Origin of the sequence: Priestia megaterium (assembly GCF_046599315.1) — a bacterium.
In the GTDB taxonomy this organism is placed as follows: Bacteria; Bacillota; Bacilli; order Bacillales; family Bacillaceae_H; genus Priestia; species Priestia megaterium_F.
Genome location: NZ_JBKIKC010000002.1, coordinates 501,202 through 523,753, shown reverse-complemented (window position 1 = coordinate 523,753; position 22,552 = coordinate 501,202). Strand labels below are relative to the sequence as shown.

The following is a 22,552-nucleotide window of genomic DNA, read 5'->3' as shown; positions in this document are numbered from 1 at the left end:
ATTGGATTGATTTAGGTGTGTCTCAACCTCTTTTGAATAGAAGCTAGCTATGTATAATTTGGATAAAACGTCTTACTCTAAGTAATAATTAGGTCGTAAAAGGGAGACGTCTATGCCTCATTATACTGCTTTTTTTATATTGATTATTATCAGCACGGCTGTTTTACTTACAGTATTCATACGTAAAAAAGATAAAAAACTAATCGTGTTGCTTTTTTTTATCATAGGAATGGCTTACGTGCTAGAGTATGTTGTATTTGTGTTGTTTGAAAGTTACGGTTACGATCCCGATTTTATGACCAATGAATATTTTGATAATTTGTTTGGATCTTTAACCTCTCAAGCGTTTGCTTTTCCAATCATGGCTACCGTGATAGCTGCTTATCAATTAAAATTCCGCTATATTTTAATCATTTCAGCTATGTTTATGGGGATTGAAGAATTATTTTTACACTGGGATATCTATACACACCACTGGTGGAAAACAATTTATACAGGCGTTTTAATGACTATAGGCTTTAGTATCTCCAAGATTTGGTATGTGTGGCTAACAGAACGTTATATGATATTTGTGCATTACGCTACATTTTTTCTCGGAATGCTCGCCATTACTTCTACCATTATGTTTATGCTGCTAGCATATTTTCATAATAACTGGTTTCATACGGGGTGGTTTACGTCGGCTACTCATGATTCTGTAAATGCAGCAATGATTTACGTTTGTGTTATTACGATTCTTCTCGTCTAGAGTGTAGCCAAAGAATTTTTTATTGGAGCTGGAATGATTATAGTTGGGCTGCGTATAGTAGATATTCTTTTAATTCACTATGGGATTTTGCTGGTATCTATTACCACTTCGCTTGTTCTTTTTACGCTTTTACAAGCAGGTGTATTAATTCTGAGCGTTATGCTTCAAAATTTTATTATGAAAAATTGTTATGGGACAAGCAAAAAAGACGTTGCGTTTCCATCGAAGAACTACTAAGATAATACGTAACTCAAATAGTTTAGTTCAATAATATTTGAAACAAAGAAAAATGAATTGACGGTTATGCGTATTATTTGTAAGATAGGAAAGCAAATAATAGAAAGCCGAAACAGGGGAGTGAAGGATTCGTGAAAGAGTCCTTTTTTGTAGAAAAGGTACTGAATAACAATGTATTAATTGCTAAACACCTTACCTATGATGAAGTTGTGCTAATTGGTAAAGGAATAGGATTTAACAAGAAAAAAGGCGATGAAATCGATGCAAAAGCCGTGGAGAAAATGTTCTTGTTAAAGAGTGAAGAAGAGCAAGAACAGTACAAGCAGCTTTTAGCTCAAGTAGACGAAGACGTGATTGAAATGATGAATGACATTATAACTCACATTCAAAAGCGCGTTAATATTCCTTTGAATGAACATATACACATTTCGTTGACGGATCATATCGCCTTTGCAATAAAACGTTTTCAGCAGGGGATGGGTCTTAAAAATCCATTTTTACTTGAAACAAAAGCCTTATATCCAGAGGAGTATACGATCGCATCTGAGGTAGTAGAAATTATTAGTCGTAAAATAGGCGTGCAGCTTCCAGTAGGGGAGATTGGTTTTATTGCGCTTCATATTCATAGCGCGCTGACTGAAAAAAACCTGCTAGAAGTAAATCAGGATTCGCAGCTAATTCAAACGATTATCAATGTAATTGAAGAATCGCTTCATCTGCATGTAGATAAAGAATCTGTACACTATATGAGACTGATTCGTCATTTGCATTTCGCTATTGATCGAGTAAAAACAGGAGAAAAAATAGAAGAGCCAAAAAAAATTGCTTTGCTATTGAAAGAAGAATATCCACTGTGTTACAATGTGTCTTGGAAAGTGATAAAAGTAATGCAGCAAGCGTTACATTTACCTGTGTATGAAGCAGAAGCGGTTTACTTAACAATGCATCTGCAGCGACTTATAACAAAAACAGATTTATAAAATCATTTCAATACGTGTTACTGATACGATCAGGCATGAGTGAGAAATGAAGCGATGTATAATTGGATGAGTCTATCCATTTGTCGTTTCTTTTTCCTCATGCCTTTTTTGTTATAAGAAAGCGCAATCATTGAAAGCTTCGGCCTTAAGACACCAGGAAATGTAATGAGTTTTCTAGTTAGAGAAAGCGTTTTATGAAAGCGTGTTAATGATTTACGTATCAAATAGATAGCTTGTTGCACACTAAATATATAAAAGGAGGTAAGCGCCATGTTTAAAAAACTTTTTGGAGTATTACAAAAAGTCGGAAAAGCGCTTATGCTACCGGTTGCGATTTTACCGGCAGCAGGGATTTTACTTGGAGTAGGGACAGCGCTTCAAAATCCTACATTGTTGGCCGCGGTACCAGCACTTGGTGCAGATTGGGTTCAATTAGTTTCAAATGTTTTGTCGCAAGCAGGTCAAATTGTATTTGACAACTTATCGCTATTGTTTGCGGTTGGTGTGGCTGTTGGTTTAGCCGGCGGTGATGGTGTAGCAGGTATTGCTGCAATCGTAGGCTACTTAATTATGAACAAAACAATGAGCACAATCTTAATTGCTACAGGACAATTAGATCCTGACAAAATGGGTGCTAATCCAGCTTACACAAACATCTTAGGAATTCCTACGTTAGCTACAGGTGTATTCGGAGGTATTATAGTAGGTATTTTAGCTTCATCCATGTATAATCGTTATTTCAATATTGAATTACCATCTTATTTAGGATTCTTTGCTGGAAAACGATTTGTACCAATTATTACTGGGGTATTTTCAATTATTCTAGGTGTTATTATGATTTTTATTTGGCCGCCAATTCAAAGCGGATTAAATGCTTTCTCTACTAACATGATTGATGCAAACCCAACTTTATCAGCGTTTGTATTTGGATTGATTGAACGTTCATTAATTCCATTTGGACTTCATCACATATTCTACTCTCCGTTCTGGTTTGAGTTTGGTGATTATGTTAATAAAGCAGGTCAACATATCCACGGTGACCAAAAGATTTTCTTTGCTCAATTAGCAGATGGCGTGCCTTTAACAGCAGGAACATTCCAAGTTGGTAAATTCCCGTTCATGATGTTCGGATTGCCAGCAGCAGCTCTTGCAATTTATCATGAAGCTCGTCCTGAAAACAAAAAATATGTAGCTGGTATCATGGGTTCAGCTGCTTTAACATCATTCTTAACGGGTATTACAGAGCCGCTTGAGTTCTCATTCTTATTCGTAGCGCCAGTATTATTCGCTATTCACGCAGTATTTGCTGGTTTGTCGTTTATGGTTATGCAGCTATTAAATGTTAAAATCGGTATGACATTCTCAGGTGGAGTTATCGATTACATTCTATTTGGAGTTATGCAAAACCGTACAGCATGGTGGCTAGTTATTCCAGTAGGTCTAGTATTAGCAGTTATCTACTACTTCGGTTTCCGCTTTGCGATCCGTAAATTCAACTTAAAAACACCAGGACGCGAAGATAAAGAAGAGGGAGAAGAAGATGTAAAAGTAGAAGCAGCAGAGCTTCCAACAAATATTTTAGCTGCACTTGGCGGTAAAGAAAACATTACACATTTAGACGCTTGTATTACACGTTTACGTGTATCAGTAGATGATGTAGGTAACGTTGATAAAAACCGCTTGAAAAAACTTGGAGCTTCTGGTGTTCTTGAAGTTGGTAACAATATTCAAGCTATCTTTGGGCCAAAATCTGACACGTTAAAAGGTCAAATTCAAGACATTATGAATGGCAAAACACCGGTTGTCACAAAACAAGAGACAAAAACAATTGAAAAACCTGTTGCAACATCTGGAGCAGGAAGCGATAATGGTAATGATATTGTTTCACCGATTGAGGGAGAGTTGGTACCTTTATCGGAAGTACCAGATCAGGTATTTTCACAAAAATTAATGGGTGACGGTTTTGCGATTATTCCGAAAACAGGCACAGTAGTTGCACCAGTGGACGGAAAAATAGTAAACTTATTCCCGACGAAACATGCTTTAGGTATTGAATCAACAACTGGACGTGAAGTTTTAATTCACGTTGGTATTGATACAGTTAATTTAAAAGGCGAAGGTTTTGAAGCTTTAGTTGCCCAAGGCGATGAAGTGAAAAAAGGACAGCCTCTATTGAAAATTGATTTAGACTTTGTAAAAGAAAATGCGCCATCGACGATTACGCCGATTATTTTCACGAATTTACAAGCTGATGAAAAAATTGATATCTTAAAGCAGGGCCAAGTTTCTCAACAAGAAACAAATATTATTAACATTTCAAAGTAAAAAGGAGATTGATTTAACATGGCACAAAAAACATTTACAGTAACAGCAGACTCAGGAATTCACGCACGTCCAGCAACAACTTTAGTACAAGCAGCAAGCAAATTTGATTCTGATATCAACTTAGAATTCAACGGTAAAACTGTAAACTTAAAATCAATCATGGGCGTTATGTCTTTAGGTATTCAAAAAGGCGCTACAATCACTATCTCTGCAGAGGGTTCTGACGAAGCAGATGCACTTACTGCTCTTGAAGATACAATGAGCAAAGAAGGATTAGGCGAATAATGACAAAGGAAATTCAAGGCATTGCCGCTTCTAGCGGCATTGCTATTGCTAAAGCATTTCGTCTAGAAAATCCAGAATTAACCGTTGAAAAAAAATCAGTAACTGAAGTTGAAGCAGAAGTAGTACGTCTAGAAGCTGCGCTAGAAACGTCAAAATCAGAACTTGAAATTATTAGAGAGCACGCTCGTAAAGAACTTGGAGATGACAAAGCAGAAATCTTTGAAGCTCACCTACTAGTTCTAAGCGATCCTGAGCTTATTAATCCAATTAAAGATAAAATTACAAATGAAAATGTAAACGCTGAACATGCACTTGATGAAGTAGCGGCAATGTTTATTAATATGTTTGAGTCAATGGACAATGAATATATGAAAGAACGTGCTGCAGATATCCGTGACGTAACAAAACGTGTATTAGCTCATCTTTTAGGTGTAAACGTTTCAAATCCAAGCCTAATCTCAGAAGAAGTTGTCATTATCGCAGAAGATTTAACGCCGTCTGATACAGCACAGCTAAATCGTAAGTTCGTAAAAGGATTTACAACAGATATTGGCGGACGTACTTCTCACTCAGCGATTATGGCGCGTTCAATGGAGATTCCAGCTGTTGTAGGTACAAAAACAGTTATGGAAGACATTCAAAACGGCGTATTAGTCATTGTTGACGGTTTAGATGGCGAAGTTATCGTTGATCCAAGCGAAGAAACAGTAAGAGCCTATGAGAAAAAAGCCGATGAGTATGCAGAGCAAAAAGCTGAATGGGCTAAGCTTGTAAATGAAAAAACGGTTTCAGCTGATGATCATCACGTTGAACTTGCAGCTAACATTGGTACACCGGAAGATGTAAAAGGCGTATTAGAAAACGGCGGGGAAGGCGTTGGCCTTTATCGTACAGAATTCTTATATATGGGCCGCGAAGAGCTTCCAACGGAAGAAGAGCAGTTTACTTCTTACAAAACAGTTCTTGAACGTATGGAAGGCAAACCAGTGGTTGTTCGTACTCTTGACATTGGTGGAGACAAAGAGCTTCCTTATTTAAATCTACCAAAAGAAATGAACCCATTCTTAGGATTCCGTGCCATTCGCTTATGTCTAGAGATGCAAGACATGTTCCGTACACAGCTTCGTGCGCTTCTACGTGCAAGCGTATACGGTAATCTGAAAATTATGTTTCCTATGATTGCTACTGTTGATGAGTTCCGTCAAGCAAAAGCTATTCTTTTAGAAGAAAAAGCAAAACTTCAACAAGAAGGCGTACAAGTTTCGGAAGACATCGAAGTAGGGATGATGGTAGAGATTCCTTCTTCAGCGGTAATCGCAGATTTATTTGCTAAAGAAGTAGATTTCTTCTCTATCGGAACAAACGATTTAATTCAATACACGCTTGCTGCTGACCGCATGAATGAGCGCGTGTCTTATTTATATCAACCGTATAACCCAGCGATTCTTCGCTTAGTGAATATGGTAATCAAAGCGGCTCACAAAGAAGGTAAGTGGGTAGGCATGTGCGGAGAGATGGCAGGAGATGAGATTGCAATTCCAATTCTTTTAGGCTTAGGCTTAGATGAATTTTCAATGAGTGCAACATCTATTCTAAAAGCTCGTTCTCAAATCCGTCAGTTATCAAAAGCTGATATCGAACCTCATTTAGATACAATTCTATCAATGTCTTCTACGGAAGAAGTTATTGAGTTCGTAAAATCAACTTTTCATATTGGATAAAAAAAGGTGTGATCATATATGATCACACCTTTTTATCTTTTAGGCGAAAATAGTAGGCAGAAGCATATTTGCAAACAGCATTGTAAGAAGTGCTGCTACGATCATGCCAAGGCTAGAAAAAGTACCTTCAATTTTCCCAAATTCAAAAGCTCTGGCTGTACCTGTCCCATGAGAAGCTACTCCTAAGAGAAGACCTCTTGCTAGAGAAGAGTGCAGTGCGAGAAGCTTAATAAGCTTTGGTGCCATCATACAGCCTACTACACCGGTTATAATCACAAACATAATTGTAATATTCGGATCTCCTCCTAGCGTCTGAGATACATTAACTGCAATAGGAATTGTCACTGATCTTGGAATCAAGCTATGAACTAGCGTTGATTGTAAATGAAACACTAATGCTAACAGCATGGAAGAAATCATGGCAGCAAATGTGCCGAGCCCTACGCTTAAGCTGATTTCAACACGGTGTTTTTTGAGTAAATCAAAATACTTAAACATAGGAACAGCAAAAGCAACGGTTGCCGGACCAAGCATAAAGCTAATAGCGCTGGCACCTTGCTTATAATGGTCATAAGAGCCATTCGTTACTAATAAGATGCCAATTAAAAGGATCGGGGCTAGTAAAATAGGGGAAACTAGCATAGACTTATATTTTTTATAGAGTACTTTTGTTCCAATATAAACGAGCAGTGTAAGCGGAAGAGCAATCCATGTGAGTAACGTCATTTTAGCGAACCTTCCTTTCTTCTTGAAATATGTTCTGCAATGATTCCTGTTATAGACATCACTATGATTGTACTGATTGTGATAATAATCACAATCTGAATTCCAAAATGCATCAATACATCTCCATAATTGATGAGTCCAACGACGGCTGGTATGAAAAATAATAATAGTTCTCCCACTAACAGTGTTCCACCTTGTTCAACCCAGCTTAATTTAATTACTTTAAAGTACAGTAAGAAAAACAGTAAGAAAAATCCGATGATACTACCTGGCACTGGGAGGTCAAACCATTGTGAAATACTTTCTCCTATTAAAAACAAAGCCGTTAGTAATAAAATCTGTAAAATCACCATAATCAGTTTCATGATTAGCCTCCTTTATCTATGTTTTTATTCATTTATTCCTAATTTGTTGAGACAATAATGGAGTCGTCTATGCTGAAAAGACGACTCCATCATGGGAAAAGAGAAACTATTTGGATTTTGCAAATGGGGGTACAACTTAAGTAAATGAATGCTACACACTTATCTTACAAAAAAAAGACTATAATATGAAATATATAATAACTATGATAACTATTCTTTTTAGTTATAGTTGAAAGAAATCTCTTTACAAATACGTTGGTAACCTTTTCAAAAAAAGTTTGTGAAATATAAGATCAACTATTGAATAAAAGGCAATCAAAAAAAGAGATTGAGACATAACTAAATCAATTCAATCTACAGATGAACAAATGGGATACATGAGCTAGTATGGATCACTTGTTACACCGCTGTTGATTTCCGTGCCAGACTTCGCTTTTCGCGGGCGGCCGCTGAGCCTCCTCGTCGCTTACGCTTCTGCGGGGTCTCACCTATTCCGCTTTTCCCGCAGGAGTCTTCGCCTTGCCCTCCAACCACCAGCTAGAAACAACTATATACATGAAACCTACGTTCACCATCACCATGAAAAAATCCGAACGAATTTGATTCTCCATCGAGAATCAAATTCGTTCGGATCTTCCTTCCATTAAATAAACTACTTTTGTCCAAGCCTTGTTAAACTGTACTTTTAATATAATCAATAAAAGCCTGTGTAGCATAAGAGATATAGCGATCTTTTTTAGCGATTAAAGCAATTTCCCATGGAATAGCATTTTCAAGATTAATCACTTTCATATGCTCCAAATTAAGCTTTTGACATAATGAATAAGGGAAAAGAGCAATGCCAAGATTAGCAGCTACCAGTTCTCCAATGAAGTCCCACTGAGAGCTTTTAAAAGCAATATTAGGTGTAAACCCATTTTTTAAACATTCGTTATACACCATTTCATGCATGGTGAAGTCTTCATGAAAGGAAATAAGCGTCTCATCTTTTAACTCTTTTAATGAAATCGTAGAATGCTGAGCCAGCGGATGAGATTTATGGACAACAAGCTGCAGTGTTTCTCGTGCTAAAGGTGTCGTAAAAAACATATTTTCATCAACCGGAAGTAAAACTACGCCTACATCTACTTCTCCTTGTTCCACGAATTTTTGCATTCTTTTAGCACCATATTCCACTAATTGAATATGAATCTCAGGATATTGCTCTCGAAATGCTTTAATAATAGTAGGGAAAAACAATGTACCAATAATAGGGGGGATGCCTATTTTAATTGTCCCTCTTTTTAAATGCATTAAATCGTAAAGAGAATCCGATAAATCTCGGAGAGAAGATAAAATGCTTTCAGCTTGCTCATACACAATCATTCCTGCATCGGTAAGCTGCACTTGTTTGCCGGCGCGATCAAACAAAGGTGTGCCAAGCTCTTCTTCTAATGATTTAACCATTTTACTGAGAGAAGGTTGAGAAATATGTAGAGCTTCAGAAGCTCTTGTGAAATTTTTATGTTTAGCCACTTCTGTTAAGTAATGCAAATGGCGAACATCCATTTTGTATACCTCCGTGTTCATACATGCCAATTAAAAGGCATTAAGATACACACATTCTACCACATTTACAAACCGCTCTATACCTCCCTTTCATATCAAATAAAAGGATCAGTAGAAGAGGTGATGAATACGAAAGAAATTGCCAACAATATATATTTACACATTGTTTATTTTAGAAGTATAATATATAAATCAGTAGAACGGTTACATATCGATCACAGAATCAATCAATAAGGTGGTTAGAACGGTTGAGTAAAGCAGATGAAATAAGAGATATCGTTTATATTAATGGCCATGTAAATAAAAAATGCTTTATTACATATGGAATTGAATTTAAAGAGTTTTATCATTCCCTTCCTACGCCGCTTGCAAATATATTATTGTTAAAGCACGGTTTTGAAGACAGTGATTACCATTACCAAACCCATATGGATTACGTAGAAGAAGAACAAATTCATCTTTTAGCAGAGGATGACGTTTATAATTATGGCGATTTTTGTTGGATTGATTTTGAGGATATATCTTCGTTGGATTTGTTAGAACCTCAAGATATTGCAGCGCTGCTGTATTTAGGTCATTTAAAAAAACCGCTCAATTCGCCATTTAATAATAAACTGGGTAACCAATTTGTTTATTTAGCTCACGACGATGGATTTTATAACAAAATCTATTTTCGAGACGTGTATGATATGAAGCATATTTTAAGCCGAATCATTCCGTTAAAAATGTCAGCAATTAAGCAAAAAAGATTTGTATTTAGAAGGAAGAAGTTAGAATATCCAATTTTGCCGCTTGTTTTAGCAAATACTCTTCTTACTTTAACGAATGACGGTTTGTTTATTGATTTTGAACATATGGTGCAATCGCGCAGAGATATTAAAATTCCTTTGTATACAATCGGTGATTTTGACGACATGAATGAAATGTATAATGATCGGTTTGAACATAAAGAGATGAGTAAATTACAAGCACATCTTGTTCTGACTCACAAAGAACTAGAGTGGAGTATTGAAGAAGTTCAATAGTCTAAAAAGCACGCAGCTCATCAGCTGCGTGCTTTTTGAATAGCCGTATAAAGTGGATTTTTCCATTCCATTAGTACGGCGTAGTTGTGTGAATCTTCATCTTCAATATAGTTTGCTGCTAAACCAATAGGCGTTCTGCCACAGCGCATCAAAAAGGTCATAACGGGATCATAGAGAGTTCCGGCTGACACAAGATTCATGTATTCAAAAGGCGTGTACAAGGAAGAAACTGATGCGTATCCAGGGATGCGGCATCCGCCGAGCAGCCTTTCTAACTTGTAATGAATCACAACTTCATATAAAGACTGCAAAAGCAGCTTCCCAAGCCCCATCGACCTATGGGAAGGAGCGACGCATACGTCTACTACATAAAGCGTATTACCAGAAGGATCGTGCGTATAAATATATCCGCTTCCTGTTACTTCAGCCCACGTATGAGCCGCATTGCCTTCCACTGAAACAATCGCGCTTGTGATAGACCCGCATATTGTCCCGTCTACCTCCACGCATAGTGCTCCATCTGGAAAGAGAGAAACGTGGTTATTTAACTGATCTTTGCTCCATAATAATTCAGAAGGAAAAGGAGGAGGGAAACTTTCTTCTTGAATCCGAATTAACTCATCAAAATCACTGGATGTATACGATCGTACGGTACATGTCAGAGGTTTATTTTGATGAAAGACATAGCATTGTTTTTTATACACTGCTTTTTACCTCCTTTAAGAAATAATTTTCAGATAATTAAGTATACCATATGTGAAAAAGAAATTATTTCATATTTATTGAAGGGTTTGCCGCGAAGTGATAAAGTTAAAAATATTCAAACTATTAGATGAGGTGAAAAAAAGATGGATATTTAATTAAAAGGAAAAACAGCGCTTGTATTTGCGGCTAGTCAAGGGCTTGGCAAAGCGATTGCTGCCATGCTTGCAGAAGAAGGCGCAAACGTTATGCTTGCAAGTCGTTCAGAAGAGAAACTAATCCAAGTAGCTGAAGAGCTCTCATACCTTGGAAGTGGACAAGTATTACATAAAACGGCAGATGTTACAAAAACTCATGATATTCAAGAGGTTATTCAATATACGGTAGATACGTTTGGAAGCATTGACATTTTACTTAATAATACAGGGGGCCCCAAAGCAGGGAACTTCCTTTCGTTAACAGATGAAGACTGGAAGCAAGCATTTGAGTTAAATCTCCTCAGTTATATTCGCATCATTCGTGAGGTAGTGCCCGCTATGAAAAAGAGCGGAGGACGTATTGTCAATATTGCTTCTTCTTCTATTAAAGAGCCAATTGCTGGACTTATTCTATCAAATACCTTCCGTACAGGAATCGTGGGGCTTACCAAAACACTCGCATCGGAATTGGCAGAGGACGGTATCTTAATTAATACGGTTGCACCAGGAAGAATTGCAACAGACCGAGTAAAAGAGCTAGATACGATTCGTGCTGAAAAATTGGGAGTAGGCGTTTCAGAAATTGAAGAAGAGATAAGAAATCAAATTCCCCTTAAGCGCTACGGCCAGCCTGAAGAGTTTGCTAAAGCCGTTGCTTTCTTTGCATCGGGAGCGAATTCATATATGACAGGCCAGTCATTTCTAATTGACGGAGGCATGGTGAAATCCATTTAGTTACATAGAAAAACCCCGCAGCTGCAGGGTTTTTTGTTAAATCCAAGTTGTAACTTGATCTAGTGGTAGACGATCGCTAGCGTGTGCTTCTTTAGCTGCTTTTCCAACTGAGATAAGCATAACCGGAATGTATCGATCCTCAATTTTAAATTCTTCTACAAATTTTTGTGCGTTAAATCCGCCCATTGAACAAGTGTCTAATCCTTTTGCTTTTGCTGCAAGCATAAATGTCATAGCAGCAAGGGAAGCATTCGTAAACGCTGCATCGCGTGCAAAAGCAGCGTTTTTATAAGCGCCATTAATTTGTCCTGACAAAATATTTTTTACATCTTCTGTCATGTGACCTGCTTCAACTAGTGGGTTGTACACGTCATCTACATTTTTATTTGCTTCTAAATCACCTAAGATAGCTACTACAGCACCTGCTTCTGTAATTTGTTTTTGGTTGTAAGCAATTGGAAGTAGACGTTCTTTAGCATCTTGATCTGTAATAACAACAAAGTGCCAGTGCTGTAAGTTCCAAGCTGATGGTGACTTCACTGTTGCTTCTAAAAGTTCGATTAATTCTTCTTTGCTTAATTTAGCTGAAGAGTCATATTCACGAATCGATGTACGTTCATTTACCACGTCAAAAAAATCTTTGGTCATAATAAAAACCTCCGTTAAAAGTATGTATTTCTTTAGTCAATCGATGCACATTTTATAATGATACACTACTGAAGTCAATTTATATGCTTTTAGTATACCCGCTCTTATGTGCTGTCACTCGCCCAAAAAATGTATACACTTCTTACCATCGGCTTAACGTGATTTACGAGATGTAAGATAAGCTTCAATTCGATCGCAGGCTTCACGCAGAGTGTTCATGGAATACGCATACGATAGGCGTACATATCCTTCACCGTGAGTAGAAAAGGCACTGCCGGGTACTAGTGCAACACCCGCTTCTTTTACTAATTCCAGTGCAAAATCAAATGAATTACTGTGGAAGTTCTGAATAGAAGGGAAGATATAAAAAGCACCAGTCGGCTTTTCCACGTCAAATCCCATTTTTACTAGTCGATCATAAACATAATTCAGTCTTTGTTCGTATTCTTTTTTCATATCCACCGCATCGTTTTTGCCTGCTATCAGTGCTTCAAGGGCAGCTGCTTGGGAAACAGAAGAAGCACAGCTCACGTTGTATTGATGAACTTTTAAAATATGTTTGGCTAAATAAGAAGGAGCAAATAAAAGGCCGATTCGCCAGCCTGTCATGGAATGAGATTTTGATACTCCATTAATGACAATCGTTTTGTCTCTCATAGATGGAATGGAAGCAATTGACTGATGCTTTTTATTAAAAACTAGCTCGCTGTATATTTCATCAGACAATACAAAAATGTTTTTATCACTTAAAAGAGCAGCAATCTCTTCTAATTCTTGCTGAGATAATGTCACGCCTGTGGGGTTAGACGGATAAGGTAAGATGACGCATCTTGTTTTAGACGTCAAATGTTGTTGAATTAAATCCGCTGTTAGTCGAAACCCCGTCTTGGTTGTATCAATATGTACAGGTTTAGCTCCATTTAATCGGATAAGCGGTTCATATCCCGGATATACTGGTCCAGGTAAAATAACTTCGGAATCTTCTTCTAAAATGGTGCGAAGAGCAATATCAATTGCTTGACTAGCTCCAATTGTCACGATAACTTCATCAGCTGGACTGTAGTGTAAGTCATATTTTTCTTTGACAAATTGAGCTGCTGCCTCGCGTAGTTCTATTGTTCCCGCATTGTGGGTATAAGAAGTTTGGTTATCATCAATTGCAGATTTTGCCGCTTCTTTTACATGTTGTGGTGTTAAGAAGTCAGGTTGTCCAATTGTGAGGGATAAAACATCTTGATATTGTGAGACCATATTATAAAATGTACGTATTCCTGATAATTCAATTTCTTTGACACGTTTATTGATTAAGTGCTCCATGGTTTCAAATCCTTCCGCGTATTTTCAACTCATTTTATCACAATGAAAATAGGTAAAAAACCACTATTTGCGCATTTTGCAAATAGTGGTTTTAAGTTAGGTATTATATAGCTTATTATAGGCAGTTGTTAATTCATAAAATTGTTCTTCGTCTCTATCATCTAATGCATTGTCAATAAGAGATTTCAAATGCTGTTTATTAAAGTTTGTACTCAGTGTCGTCAAAATGCGATTAGCTTCTTTCGCGTAATAGTGCTGGTAAGGCGTGTACTCAGATGAGTGAGGATAGTGATTCATATTTTTTCGGTAAGAACTCATAACATAAACCTCCTTTTTTAAAATAAAACGCAGCTTCTATTACTTGAAATGTACCCTTTCTATATAGTTGTTAACCCTGTTTTTAGCTGAGAATGTGCTGAGTTATGTGTTATAAAACAAAACGTAAATTCAGAGGTTTCTCGCTTCACATTCAATTCTAGGTTCAAAGAAATAGGCGCATAAAAAGACCTGCATATGTATCTATGCAGGTCTTGTATATTAGTCAGTGTGTATTTGGCCTTCACGCCAATAAACGGGAGAAACATAGCCAAAATCAACTTCATGATCGTCCAATGTTACAACGCAGTGGTCAGAGCCTTCTTGTTCTTTGATATCTTGATACACAGCTTCTTCTACGTTTTCAATAATGGTCATTTCATTATCGTCATTAAAAAGAATGACGGAGCCTTTCATATTACGAACACCTTCTTTTGAGATTATTCATTCACTTTGTGTAGTATAAACCGTTTTGGCTGTAGAGTCCACAGCTATCTTCGATTTCTTGTTAAAAATTTGTGAACGGGCTTTTAGGAATGAATAAGAAACCCTCTAAATAGAAGAGTAACCGACCTTTCTATTCTTTCTTGAAGGGCAATAGAGTCAGGATGGTTGGTACACCAGTAGAGAAGCGTGCCAAAAAAATTAAGTATAGCAATCGAAGCCATTTCTTCAGCAGGGATATCGACTATAAGTTCACCTCGGTCTTGTCCTGTTTGAAAAACTTTTGTAAAATGAGCACGCATTTTTTCAATTTGAAGAATTTCAGATTGTTGAAAGGAACTGTTGGTAATAGCAATATGAAACCAAGAGCGGATAAGGTGGGGGTTAGCCTCTTCGTTTGATTGTGCTAGTAATAAAAACAGTTGTTTAACAATGGCAGCAATCGATTCTTCGGTTTGAAGGAGCTGTTCTAATTTATAGGAGATACGGTTTGTGAAATTAATTCCAAGGTAGTGAAGAACTTCTTCTTTTGTTTTGAAGTAATTAAAAAATGTTCCTTTTGCTACACCCGCTTCATGCGTAATTTGAGAAACAGTCGTTTTTTGATATCCCTGCTGCTGGAACAAAGAGATAGCTGCTTTTTGGATGCGTTTTTTTGTTTCTTCTTTTTGTAATCCTCTGTTCATAAATTACACCTCATTTAAATAGGAGTAGTCATTTGAATCCAGTTAATACGCTAGTATAGAGAAGTAAAGCAATTAAAAACTGAGCAGAGGATGAGACGAAGGAATCAAAGCTCATGTTTTTATATAGTATATAATATTCTGTTAATTCGTAAAACAATATTCTGTGTATATGTTTTAGCGTTAAGAATAACAAAATAGACAAATTGTTCTTTACGGATATAAGAGGCGGTTATTATAATAGGAAATATGGACTATTAGATAAGTCGGTGAAATGAGAGGAGTAAGTGATATGAATCAAGATAAAGGAATTTTATTAGAGAGTGGGACAAACGAGCTGGAAATTGTCGAATTTGAGATCGGAAATGTTTTATTTGGCATTAATGTAGTAAAAGTTAGAGAGATTATTAATCCAGTGTCTATTACACCCGTTCCAAATGCACATTCTTACATAGAAGGTATTATAGAGCTAAGAGGGGAAGTTCTTCCTGTTGTTGATATAGCAAAAGCGTTAAAAATGGAACCTTCACATACCCCGGAAAAAGACAAGTTAATTGTTACAGAGTTTAATCAACAAAAAATTGTCTTTCATACACATGCAGTGACGCAAATTCACCGTATTTCTTGGAAAGAAATTGAGAAGCCTTCAGATTTGTATCAAGGTTTGGAAACGCAGATTATTGGAGTGGTGAAATTAAACGGCCAAATGATCCTGTTGTTAGACTTCGAAAAGCTGATTTCTGACGTGAACCCTGATGCGGGTATTAATCAGTCGAAAATAAAAAGGCTGGGGACTAGGGAACGGTCTGATAAAAAGATTATTGTGGCTGAAGATTCGCCGCTGCTGCGTCGAATGATTGAAGATACCCTTGCACAAGCAGGATATGAGAACACGGAATTTTTTGAGAACGGTGAGGAAGCATGGAACTATTTAAGCTCGGTAATAGATGAAGGAGTGGAAATCGGTGATCAAGTTCAGCTGCTTATTACAGATATAGAAATGCCGCAAATGGATGGACATCATTTAACTAAAAAAGTGAAAGAAAACCCTCAGCTTTCTATACTTCCAGTTATTATCTTCTCTTCTCTTATCACAGAAGATTTACGTCACAAGGGAAAGGTGGTAGGAGCGGAAGGACAAGTAAGTAAACCAGAAATCGGAGAGCTTGTTGAATTAATTGATCTCCATATTCTATAGAATAACGTAAAAGTGCCTGAAAGCAGATTGCTCCACTTCAGGCACTTTTTTAAAAATAACTTTTACCCAGCGGTTTAAACACAGGTGCTTGCCGTTTTCTTGGAGTCGAAACAGGGCTTTTTGCCGGCTGTACGAGATGCCCCGTATATTTAGATAATAAGCGCTTCGCATAAGATAATGACATAGTCGTTTTGGGATTTCGATACTGATGGTTTAAATGGCCGAGGTGTGATAACTCTTTGAAGTCTTCTTTCTTTGGAGGCATATGGAAAAAGTAGTCTCCAACTGATACAAGTACATCTGATTTTTGTTGACTTTTACCAGGGTTTGGCGAAAAGTGAAGTCCTTCTTTTTTGGCTTTTCCTTCTAAAATTAGTTGATCTAATGCAATTTTTTTTAACATGTATAACTGCTTAGGATCAGGAGCAGCTTTTGCGTGACGATTTACAGTGAAAATAGCTTGTGCAATCTCAGATACAGACGGGGTCAAAGAGCCTTGTCCATTTGCTTGAGACATACGTTCACTCCCTTTCTATCATATCAGCTATTCAACATATAAGGTGAAAGCTGATACGTTCATTATAGCGTGTCTTGTCCCATTTGAAAATAATTACACGAAGAAGTATTTTGGTAATTAATGAAATTTCTTATGTATAGGGTTTGTTTTGTTGCGCTTCCTTATGCAAGTAAAGTGGAACAGCACGCTATGCTTTCTATTTTTAAAAAGTGCTGCTCGCACAGTTAAACAATCATTGATTGCTAAAGCGCTAACTATTGGGCCATTCGGCGAGAAGGTCGAATATAAACACCCGTACCATTTGGGACAATCTGAGCTAGCTCATTTACTTGAGCATTATACATACGAATGCATCCTTTGGAGACGGCTTTTCCGATAGAACCTGGATCATTTGTTCCATGAATGCCATATGACTTTTTAGACAAGCTTAGCCACATTGTGCCAAAAGGGCCTCCAGGGTTTGGTTCACGGTTAACGATAACAAAGTCTCCAGTAGGAGTTGCGCTCAGCATTTTTCCTGCTGCAATAGGATAGACCTTTTGTATGATATTATTTTTTCGTAATTCAAGCTGTTTTTCAGCAATGAACACGTGGATCGTGTAAGGAATGAACTCTTTATCGGGAAGGCTTGGAATGACGATTACTTGCCCAGGTGTCAGCGTGCTATGGCTTATAAAAGGGTTAGCTACCCAAAGGTCTTCAACTGGAATCCGGTAGTCTCCTGAAACGCTTTGCCAGGTGTCACCGCGCTTTACTGTATATCTCATTAACTTCGCTCCTTTGATTTACGACTCTGCTATAGCAGTATACGATTGAAAAAAGTAAAAGTGACTTTTGTAAGCAGAGAGTTACTTTGAAAAGGTGTTGAAATTACATTGATTCATAAGCATGGACTAATTGATATAGGAGAGCATATTGATGCATAATTAAGCAGTCAGCATACGTTTTATGTGCTCACTAATCGCACAATAAATGGAATCTTTCATCGGGAACCTTTAAAGTTAGCACCTGTTTCTTCATATAAAGGGAACTCTTCTTTCAGGCAATAGGCTGCTTCTTTTAAAAAGTGGTTAATAAAAGAAGAACAAAAAGAGTTCAGCTGCTCGGTGTGATTTTGTTAATATATTCCATATCGCATGCACTAAAGCGAAATCTTGTTCAAAATATTGATATGAAAAACGATAAAGACACGGTTACGATTAAACTATTATGTACAAAAGATTTTCGCCGTGAACTATATGAGGCTGAAAAACAGAAAAAGCATTTAGAAAAAGTGGTGAAAAAATATTGTTCTTGAATTTACTAAGCTTTAGGACGACACTGGGTCGGTTAGAATATTCAATATAGCTAACTAGATTAAATTGATTATCCTGGAAGGTGAGGTCAATGCTAGAAAGGAATTGCACTCATAAGCAAACAATACAAGTAGCTGATTCAGCTTATTATAATAATCGTGAATTGAGCTGGCTAGCCTTTAACAAACGGGTCTTGGAAGAAGCTGTAGATACGAAAAATCCTTTGCTTGAGCGGTTTAAATTTCTAGGGATTTTTAGTTCGAATCTAGATGAATTCTTTATGATTCGGGTAGCCGGATTAAAAGATCAAGTGAAAGCTGGATTCAACAAACCGGAAAACAAAGCAGGTTTAGCTCCTAAGCAGCAGCTATTCTCTATCTCTAAACAAAGCCACGATTTAGTAAAGCAACAGTATGATACATATATTTATAAGCTTCTTCCTGAATTACAGAAATACGGTGTGAAAATCATTGCGGTTGAAGAACTGGAAAAATCTAATCTAGATAAGCTTGAACAGTATTTTGACGAGCAAATCTTTCCCGTATTAACTCCTATGGCTATTGATGCCTGCCGGCCGTTTCCTATGTTGCTGAATAAAAGCTTGAACTTGGCAGTTGTCCTTTCGGAAAAGTTAAATGATGAGCAGCAAATTGCGGAGATAAAAGGAAGGCTAGCTATCGTCCAAGTACCTTCGGTGCTAACGCGTTATATTGAAATAGCTGCGTCAGATTCTACTCGTGTATTTGTATTGCTAGAGAATGTTATTGCTTATTTTATTATAAAGTTGTTTAATGGGTACCGCGTTTCTTCTATTTCTCAATTTCGAATTACCCGTAATGCAGATATGACTATTCACGAAGAAGAAGCTCAAGATTTACTAAAAGAAATTGAAGAAGAGCTACAGAAACGAAAATGGGGAGCGGCTGTTCGTCTTGAAATTAACGGTCCATATGATCAGACTGTACTAGCGTATTTAAAGTCAGTACTTGAAATCCATGATGAAGATGTGTATTGGATCGAAGGACAGCTAGACTTAACTAGTTTATTTTCGTTTTATAGATTACTTAAATCTACGCATGAAGAGCTGGCTGAAAAAGCCTTTATTCCTAAGCCTACGATACAGTCGAATCAAAATATTTTCGATCAAATGATTCAAAGAGATATTTTACTTCATCATCCTTATGAATCGTTTAAGCCCGTCCTTGATTTTGTTAACTATGCAGCGGACGATGAGAATGTACTTGCCATTAAGCAAACGTTATACAGGGTAAGCGGAGCTTCTCCTGTTATTAAAGCATTAAAGCGCGCAGCTGCAAATGGTAAACAAGTGACGGTATTAGTTGAACTAAAAGCGAGGTTTGATGAAGAGAACAACGTGCAATGGGCCAAAGAGCTAGAGCAGGCAGGGTGTCACGTGATATATGGAATGACGCATTTAAAAACGCATGGTAAAATTACGCTCGTGGTGAGAAGGGAAGGAGAGCATATCAAACGATTTGTTCACCTTGGCACGGGGAATTACAACGATGCGACGGCAAAGGTCTATACGGATATAAGTCTTTTTACTGTCAACCGAAACATTGGAATAGATGCGGCCAATTTCTTTAACTACTTAAGTGGCTATACGCAAAAACCCTTATATCATCATTTATCAGTCGCGCCATTTGATATAAGAAATGATTTTCTGCATCTTATTGATCAGGAAATTAATTATCACAGGCGGTATGGTAATGGGAAAATCATTGGGAAAATGAACTCGCTGACGGATAAAATTTTAATTATGAAGCTATACGAAGCTTCTATAGCTGGTGTGACCATCGAGCTCATTGTTAGAGGAGCATGCTGCTTGCGCCCTCAAATTCAAGGCGTCAGCGAGAATATAAGGGTAAGAAGCATTGTCGGAAGATTTTTAGAACATAGCCGAATCTATTATTTTCATCACAATAAACAGGAGAAGTTCTTCTTTTCATCTGCAGATATGATGACAAGGAATATGGTGAAACGAGTAGAAATTTTATTTCCTATCTTGGATACACATTTGAAAAAAAAGGTATGGAAGTGGCTTGAAGTTATGCTCGCTGATAATGTAAAAGCACGAGAGCAAGATCAAGAAGGAAATTATCATTACGTCATAAAAAAAGAACATGAGCCTTCTATTAATAGTCAAGAGATCTTTTGCCAATATGCTCTCAGCGGTGATCAAGAATAACGTAAAAAATACCTTTACACATCAAAAAAGCCGAATACTCGGCTTTTTAGTCATGTCATCATCTAGGAATGGAACCAACAGGACCGTATCCAGGTCCGTAGTATGTGTTATAAACAGGAGCGCCGCCTCCAAATCCGGCACCAGGGTAACCGCCTCCCGGAAATCCACCGCCGCCGTAAAAAGGAACTGGATAAGGGTAAGGCGGTGGACAGCACCCAGGTCTACCTCCAAATCCGCCAACAGCTAGTCCGCCAAGCAGCCCACCAGCTAATCCAGCAACAAAAGGGAATCCAAAAAAGCGCTCGTCACCATTTGGAATATTGCGATATCCTGCATAGGGATAATGATAGTACATAATTTAACCTCCTTGTCAGTTGTCTTTGTAGTGTATGGTTGAACGAAAGCTTTTGAGCCTGGTTTATTTCTTTTAGACTAGAATTAGGCGGTCATGATCAGCTAAAAAAAGACAAAAAAACGCCTTGTAAGGGCGTTTTTATGTTGATTGCAAGGTGAAGAGCGTAATTTCAGGCGTAGCTAAAAAGCGAAAAGGAATGCGAGTGGTTCCTAAGCCTCTATTTACATAAAGCTTCATTTTAGAATCTCCAACTTCGTACATTCCTTCAGGATAAACTGTTCCGAAGGGAGGGGTAATCAAAGGACCGTAAAAAGGAATTTGAATTTGACCTCCGTGACTATGACCGGAGAGCTGAAGGTCCACCGGAAAAGGAGCTGCTTTGACAGCAACGTCGGGTTCATGAATCATAGCAATAGAAAAGATATCCGACTGTAATTGCCCTAGCGTCCCTTCATATTGTGGATTCCCGAGCATAATATCATCGAGTCCACAAATATGAATGTAGCTGTTATCAGGCATGGACACCGTGTCAACTTCATTTACTAAAAGTCTAAATCCTGCGTCTTCAATAGCTTGTTTGTAGATATTTGTTCCATATCCTCCATGATCATGGTTTCCATATATTGCGTATTTCCCAAGAGGAGCCTGAAGCCTCTGTAAAATCGGGGGGATTCTTTCTGGATGCGGGTATTCATTAGGTACATCCATTAAATCACCAGTGAATAATATGATATTAGGCTTCAAGTTATTTATGGTCACCATAAGCTGTTCTAGTTGTAATAAATCGTAAGAAAGTCCAAGGTGAATATCACTAAATTGCAAAATTTTTATTCCGTTAAAGCTTTTCGGAATATTTTTAGAAGTAATCGTATGACGAACAATTTGCAGGCGTCTAGGCTCAATGTATTTGGCATATGTATACCCAAAAGACGTGGTGAGCAAAGACCCTAACGAAATAGACGCTAGTCCTTTCAAAAAAGATCGTCTTGTGTACGTCTTTTTCATGCAAAATCAACCTATTCCTTATAGTTTTCAAGTTTTCATTATAGCATTGTTTTTTTTATCCTCACAACGAGAAGTATGCTTTTGAGTTAAATAGATAAATATTTCACTTTATTCAGAAAAAATAGTAAAATGATAGTTGTAAAACACTTACGGTTTAGGGAGGAAGATAAATTGAAGAACAAGGTCGTAATTGTTACTGGCGGTTCAAGCGGAATGGGAAAACATATGGCAAAGCGATTTGCAGAACAAGGTGCTCACGTGGTGATCACAGGTAGGTCAGCCGATAGATTACAAGAGACGGAGAATGAGATTAAAACGTTTGATGGAAAGGTACTTTCAGTAGTGATGGATGTACGCAATCCAGAAGATGTTGAACGAATGATTCAAGAAACAGACAAGGCATTTGGACAAATTGATTTTTTAGTTAATAATGCTGCGGGTAATTTTATATGTGCAGCTGAAGACTTATCTATTAACGGATGGAACAGCGTGATTAACATCGTATTAAATGGTACATTTTATTGCAGCTCTGCGGTGGGGAAATATTGGATTGAAAAAGGTACAAAAGGGGCCATTACAAACATTGTGGCTACATATGCATGGAACGCAGGAGCAGGTGTTATTCATTCAGCTTGTGCAAAGTCGGGTGTTTTAACTATGACGCGCACGCTTGCAGTGGAGTGGGGAAAGAAATATGGTATACGGGTAAATGCGATTGCGCCAGGTCCTATTGAGCGAACAGGAGGAGCCGATAAGTTATTTGAATCAGAAAAAATGAAAGCGCGTACATTGAGTTCTGTACCTTTAGGACGCCTTGGAACTCCTGAAGAAATAGCGGGATTAGCTAGTTTCTTATTTTCCGATGAAGCGTCTTATATCAATGGGGAATGCATCACAATGGACGGGGGACAATGGCTAAATCAGCATCCTTTTTAAGCTCGGATACGCACTAAAAAGTATAAAGCAAATCGA

General features: G+C 37.5%; 25 protein-coding genes and 1 pseudogene. 12 read left to right on the top strand and 14 right to left on the bottom strand.

What is annotated here, in order from left to right:
* The first annotated feature begins 112 nt into the window (after nt 1-112).
* From ACLHDF_RS10045 to ptsP, 6 genes are all read left to right on the top strand, one after another.
* The gene (locus ACLHDF_RS10045) at nt 113-748 is read left to right on the top strand and encodes a hypothetical protein (RefSeq protein ID WP_413918707.1); all 636 of its coding nucleotides are present in this window, start codon (nt 113-115) and stop codon (nt 746-748) included.
* 33 nt (nt 749-781) lie between these two features.
* On the top strand, nt 782-985 hold the full coding sequence (locus ACLHDF_RS10040; RefSeq protein ID WP_413918706.1) for a hypothetical protein: 204 nt from the start codon (nt 782-784) through the stop codon (nt 983-985).
* A gap of 131 nt (nt 986-1,116) precedes the next feature.
* The gene (gene glcT / locus ACLHDF_RS10035; RefSeq protein ID WP_413918705.1) at nt 1,117-1,965 is read left to right on the top strand and encodes a glucose PTS transporter transcription antiterminator GlcT; all 849 of its coding nucleotides are present in this window, start codon (nt 1,117-1,119) and stop codon (nt 1,963-1,965) included.
* A 270-nt stretch (nt 1,966-2,235) separates the two neighbouring features.
* Nucleotides 2,236-4,290, top strand: a complete 2,055-nt coding sequence (ptsG, locus tag ACLHDF_RS10030; RefSeq protein WP_413918704.1) for a glucose-specific PTS transporter subunit IIBC — start codon at nt 2,236-2,238, stop codon at nt 4,288-4,290.
* 18 nt (nt 4,291-4,308) lie between these two features.
* Nucleotides 4,309-4,575 (top strand): phosphocarrier protein HPr, encoded by a 267-nt coding sequence (locus ACLHDF_RS10025; RefSeq protein ID WP_413918703.1) that lies wholly within the window; start codon nt 4,309-4,311, stop codon nt 4,573-4,575.
* Nucleotides 4,575-6,296, top strand: a complete 1,722-nt coding sequence (gene ptsP, locus ACLHDF_RS10020; RefSeq protein ID WP_413918702.1) for a phosphoenolpyruvate--protein phosphotransferase — start codon at nt 4,575-4,577, stop codon at nt 6,294-6,296. Before ACLHDF_RS10025 ends, ptsP begins: the two co-directional genes overlap by 1 nt.
* Before the next feature lie 39 nt (nt 6,297-6,335).
* Here ptsP and ACLHDF_RS10015 read toward each other — a convergent pair whose 3' ends face one another.
* The 4 genes from ACLHDF_RS10015 to ACLHDF_RS10000 all read right to left on the bottom strand — a co-directional run bounded on the left by ACLHDF_RS10015 (nt 6,336) and on the right by ACLHDF_RS10000 (nt 8,935).
* Complete coding sequence (locus ACLHDF_RS10015) at nt 6,336-7,022, bottom strand: LrgB family protein (RefSeq protein WP_413918701.1); 687 nt, start codon at nt 7,020-7,022, stop codon at nt 6,336-6,338.
* Nucleotides 7,019-7,387, bottom strand: a complete 369-nt coding sequence (locus ACLHDF_RS10010) for a CidA/LrgA family holin-like protein (protein ID WP_013082263.1) — start codon at nt 7,385-7,387, stop codon at nt 7,019-7,021. Before ACLHDF_RS10010 ends, ACLHDF_RS10015 begins: the two co-directional genes overlap by 4 nt.
* A gap of 399 nt (nt 7,388-7,786) precedes the next feature.
* A complete protein-coding gene (locus ACLHDF_RS10005; protein WP_413918700.1) occupies nt 7,787-7,921 on the bottom strand; it encodes a hypothetical protein in 135 nt (44 codons plus the stop codon).
* Nucleotides 7,922-8,059: 138 nt separating this feature from the next.
* Nucleotides 8,060-8,935: a LysR family transcriptional regulator gene (locus ACLHDF_RS10000; protein WP_413918699.1), complete on the bottom strand. Its 876-nt coding sequence runs from the start codon at nt 8,933-8,935 to the stop codon at nt 8,060-8,062.
* Between the two features lie 248 nt (nt 8,936-9,183).
* Here ACLHDF_RS10000 and ACLHDF_RS09995 point away from each other — a divergent pair, with 248 nt between their 5' ends.
* A complete protein-coding gene (locus ACLHDF_RS09995; RefSeq protein WP_034275587.1) occupies nt 9,184-9,960 on the top strand; it encodes a hypothetical protein in 777 nt (258 codons plus the stop codon).
* 20 nt (nt 9,961-9,980) lie between these two features.
* Here the strand turns inward: ACLHDF_RS09995 and ACLHDF_RS09990 are convergent, their stop codons facing one another.
* Nucleotides 9,981-10,664 (bottom strand): GNAT family N-acetyltransferase, encoded by a 684-nt coding sequence (locus tag ACLHDF_RS09990; protein WP_413918698.1) that lies wholly within the window; start codon nt 10,662-10,664, stop codon nt 9,981-9,983.
* 156 nt (nt 10,665-10,820) lie between these two features.
* On the opposite strand from ACLHDF_RS09990, the pseudogene ACLHDF_RS09985 reads away from it, so the two are divergent.
* Nucleotides 10,821-11,594, top strand: a pseudogene (locus ACLHDF_RS09985) (SDR family oxidoreductase); the annotation flags it as partial.
* Nucleotides 11,595-11,630: 36 nt separating this feature from the next.
* On the opposite strand, the gene ACLHDF_RS09980 reads toward ACLHDF_RS09985, so the two are convergent.
* The 5 genes from ACLHDF_RS09980 to ACLHDF_RS09960 form a co-directional block, all read right to left on the bottom strand.
* On the bottom strand, nt 11,631-12,242 hold the full coding sequence (locus tag ACLHDF_RS09980; protein WP_413918697.1) for a nitroreductase family protein: 612 nt from the start codon (nt 12,240-12,242) through the stop codon (nt 11,631-11,633).
* Nucleotides 12,243-12,395: 153 nt separating this feature from the next.
* On the bottom strand, nt 12,396-13,559 hold the full coding sequence (locus ACLHDF_RS09975) for an aminotransferase A (RefSeq protein ID WP_413918696.1): 1,164 nt from the start codon (nt 13,557-13,559) through the stop codon (nt 12,396-12,398).
* A gap of 96 nt (nt 13,560-13,655) precedes the next feature.
* The gene (locus ACLHDF_RS09970; RefSeq protein WP_413918695.1) at nt 13,656-13,877 is read right to left on the bottom strand and encodes an IDEAL domain-containing protein; all 222 of its coding nucleotides are present in this window, start codon (nt 13,875-13,877) and stop codon (nt 13,656-13,658) included.
* A 219-nt stretch (nt 13,878-14,096) separates the two neighbouring features.
* Complete coding sequence (locus ACLHDF_RS09965; protein ID WP_013056022.1) at nt 14,097-14,291, bottom strand: hypothetical protein; 195 nt, start codon at nt 14,289-14,291, stop codon at nt 14,097-14,099.
* Between the two features lie 113 nt (nt 14,292-14,404).
* A complete protein-coding gene (locus ACLHDF_RS09960) occupies nt 14,405-15,004 on the bottom strand; it encodes a TetR/AcrR family transcriptional regulator (protein ID WP_413918694.1) in 600 nt (199 codons plus the stop codon).
* Nucleotides 15,005-15,293: 289 nt separating this feature from the next.
* Between ACLHDF_RS09960 and ACLHDF_RS09955 the strand changes: the two genes are divergently transcribed.
* Nucleotides 15,294-16,199: a chemotaxis protein gene (locus tag ACLHDF_RS09955; RefSeq protein ID WP_413918693.1), complete on the top strand. Its 906-nt coding sequence runs from the start codon at nt 15,294-15,296 to the stop codon at nt 16,197-16,199.
* A gap of 49 nt (nt 16,200-16,248) precedes the next feature.
* On the opposite strand, the gene ACLHDF_RS09950 is transcribed toward ACLHDF_RS09955, so the two are convergent.
* A complete protein-coding gene (locus tag ACLHDF_RS09950; RefSeq protein ID WP_057241776.1) occupies nt 16,249-16,716 on the bottom strand; it encodes a YkyB family protein in 468 nt (155 codons plus the stop codon).
* Between the two features lie 254 nt (nt 16,717-16,970).
* On the bottom strand, nt 16,971-17,483 hold the full coding sequence (locus ACLHDF_RS09945; protein WP_413918692.1) for a L,D-transpeptidase family protein: 513 nt from the start codon (nt 17,481-17,483) through the stop codon (nt 16,971-16,973).
* A gap of 341 nt (nt 17,484-17,824) precedes the next feature.
* Between ACLHDF_RS09945 and ACLHDF_RS09940 the strand changes: the two genes are divergently transcribed.
* Together ACLHDF_RS09940 and ACLHDF_RS09935 are read left to right on the top strand one after the other, a co-directional pair.
* A complete protein-coding gene (locus ACLHDF_RS09940) occupies nt 17,825-18,013 on the top strand; it encodes a hypothetical protein (RefSeq protein ID WP_413918691.1) in 189 nt (62 codons plus the stop codon).
* 89 nt (nt 18,014-18,102) lie between these two features.
* Nucleotides 18,103-20,220, top strand: a complete 2,118-nt coding sequence (locus ACLHDF_RS09935) for an RNA degradosome polyphosphate kinase (RefSeq protein WP_413918690.1) — start codon at nt 18,103-18,105, stop codon at nt 20,218-20,220.
* Nucleotides 20,221-20,278: 58 nt separating this feature from the next.
* Here the strand turns inward: ACLHDF_RS09935 and ACLHDF_RS09930 are convergent, their stop codons facing one another.
* On the bottom strand, nt 20,279-20,575 hold the full coding sequence (locus tag ACLHDF_RS09930) for a hypothetical protein (RefSeq protein WP_413918689.1): 297 nt from the start codon (nt 20,573-20,575) through the stop codon (nt 20,279-20,281).
* Nucleotides 20,576-20,713: 138 nt separating this feature from the next.
* Nucleotides 20,714-21,580: a metallophosphoesterase gene (locus tag ACLHDF_RS09925; RefSeq protein WP_413918688.1), complete on the bottom strand. Its 867-nt coding sequence runs from the start codon at nt 21,578-21,580 to the stop codon at nt 20,714-20,716.
* Between the two features lie 171 nt (nt 21,581-21,751).
* On the opposite strand from ACLHDF_RS09925, the gene fadH reads away from it, so the two are divergent.
* The gene (gene fadH, locus ACLHDF_RS09920; protein WP_413918687.1) at nt 21,752-22,516 is read left to right on the top strand and encodes a 2,4-dienoyl-CoA reductase; all 765 of its coding nucleotides are present in this window, start codon (nt 21,752-21,754) and stop codon (nt 22,514-22,516) included.
* Nucleotides 22,517-22,552 lie beyond the last annotated feature (36 nt).

What these genes read in the sequence shown, in the direction of transcription:
- ACLHDF_RS10045 (WP_413918707.1), top strand. Translation starts at nt 113, where the DNA reads ATGCCTCATTATACTGCTTTTTTTATATTGATTATTATCAGCACGGCT.
- ACLHDF_RS10040 (WP_413918706.1), top strand. Translation starts at nt 782, where the DNA reads ATGATTATAGTTGGGCTGCGTATAGTAGATATTCTTTTAATTCACTAT.
- ptsG (WP_413918704.1), top strand. Translation starts at nt 2,236, where the DNA reads ATGTTTAAAAAACTTTTTGGAGTATTACAAAAAGTCGGAAAAGCGCTT.
- ACLHDF_RS10025 (WP_413918703.1), top strand. Translation starts at nt 4,309, where the DNA reads ATGGCACAAAAAACATTTACAGTAACAGCAGACTCAGGAATTCACGCA.
- ptsP (WP_413918702.1), top strand. Translation starts at nt 4,575, where the DNA reads ATGACAAAGGAAATTCAAGGCATTGCCGCTTCTAGCGGCATTGCTATT.
- ACLHDF_RS10015 (WP_413918701.1), bottom strand. Translation starts at nt 7,022, where the DNA reads ATGACGTTACTCACATGGATTGCTCTTCCGCTTACACTGCTCGTTTAT.
- ACLHDF_RS10010 (WP_013082263.1), bottom strand. Translation starts at nt 7,387, where the DNA reads ATGAAACTGATTATGGTGATTTTACAGATTTTATTACTAACGGCTTTG.
- ACLHDF_RS10000 (WP_413918699.1), bottom strand. Translation starts at nt 8,935, where the DNA reads ATGGATGTTCGCCATTTGCATTACTTAACAGAAGTGGCTAAACATAAA.
- ACLHDF_RS09980 (WP_413918697.1), bottom strand. Translation starts at nt 12,242, where the DNA reads ATGACCAAAGATTTTTTTGACGTGGTAAATGAACGTACATCGATTCGT.
- ACLHDF_RS09975 (WP_413918696.1), bottom strand. Translation starts at nt 13,559, where the DNA reads ATGGAGCACTTAATCAATAAACGTGTCAAAGAAATTGAATTATCAGGA.
- ACLHDF_RS09970 (WP_413918695.1), bottom strand. Translation starts at nt 13,877, where the DNA reads ATGAGTTCTTACCGAAAAAATATGAATCACTATCCTCACTCATCTGAG.
- ACLHDF_RS09965 (WP_013056022.1), bottom strand. Translation starts at nt 14,291, where the DNA reads ATGAAAGGCTCCGTCATTCTTTTTAATGACGATAATGAAATGACCATT.
- ACLHDF_RS09960 (WP_413918694.1), bottom strand. Translation starts at nt 15,004, where the DNA reads ATGAACAGAGGATTACAAAAAGAAGAAACAAAAAAACGCATCCAAAAA.
- ACLHDF_RS09955 (WP_413918693.1), top strand. Translation starts at nt 15,294, where the DNA reads ATGAATCAAGATAAAGGAATTTTATTAGAGAGTGGGACAAACGAGCTG.
- ACLHDF_RS09950 (WP_057241776.1), bottom strand. Translation starts at nt 16,716, where the DNA reads ATGTCTCAAGCAAATGGACAAGGCTCTTTGACCCCGTCTGTATCTGAG.
- ACLHDF_RS09945 (WP_413918692.1), bottom strand. Translation starts at nt 17,483, where the DNA reads ATGAGATATACAGTAAAGCGCGGTGACACCTGGCAAAGCGTTTCAGGA.
- ACLHDF_RS09935 (WP_413918690.1), top strand. Translation starts at nt 18,103, where the DNA reads ATGCTAGAAAGGAATTGCACTCATAAGCAAACAATACAAGTAGCTGAT.
- ACLHDF_RS09930 (WP_413918689.1), bottom strand. Translation starts at nt 20,575, where the DNA reads ATGTACTATCATTATCCCTATGCAGGATATCGCAATATTCCAAATGGT.
- ACLHDF_RS09925 (WP_413918688.1), bottom strand. Translation starts at nt 21,580, where the DNA reads ATGAAAAAGACGTACACAAGACGATCTTTTTTGAAAGGACTAGCGTCT.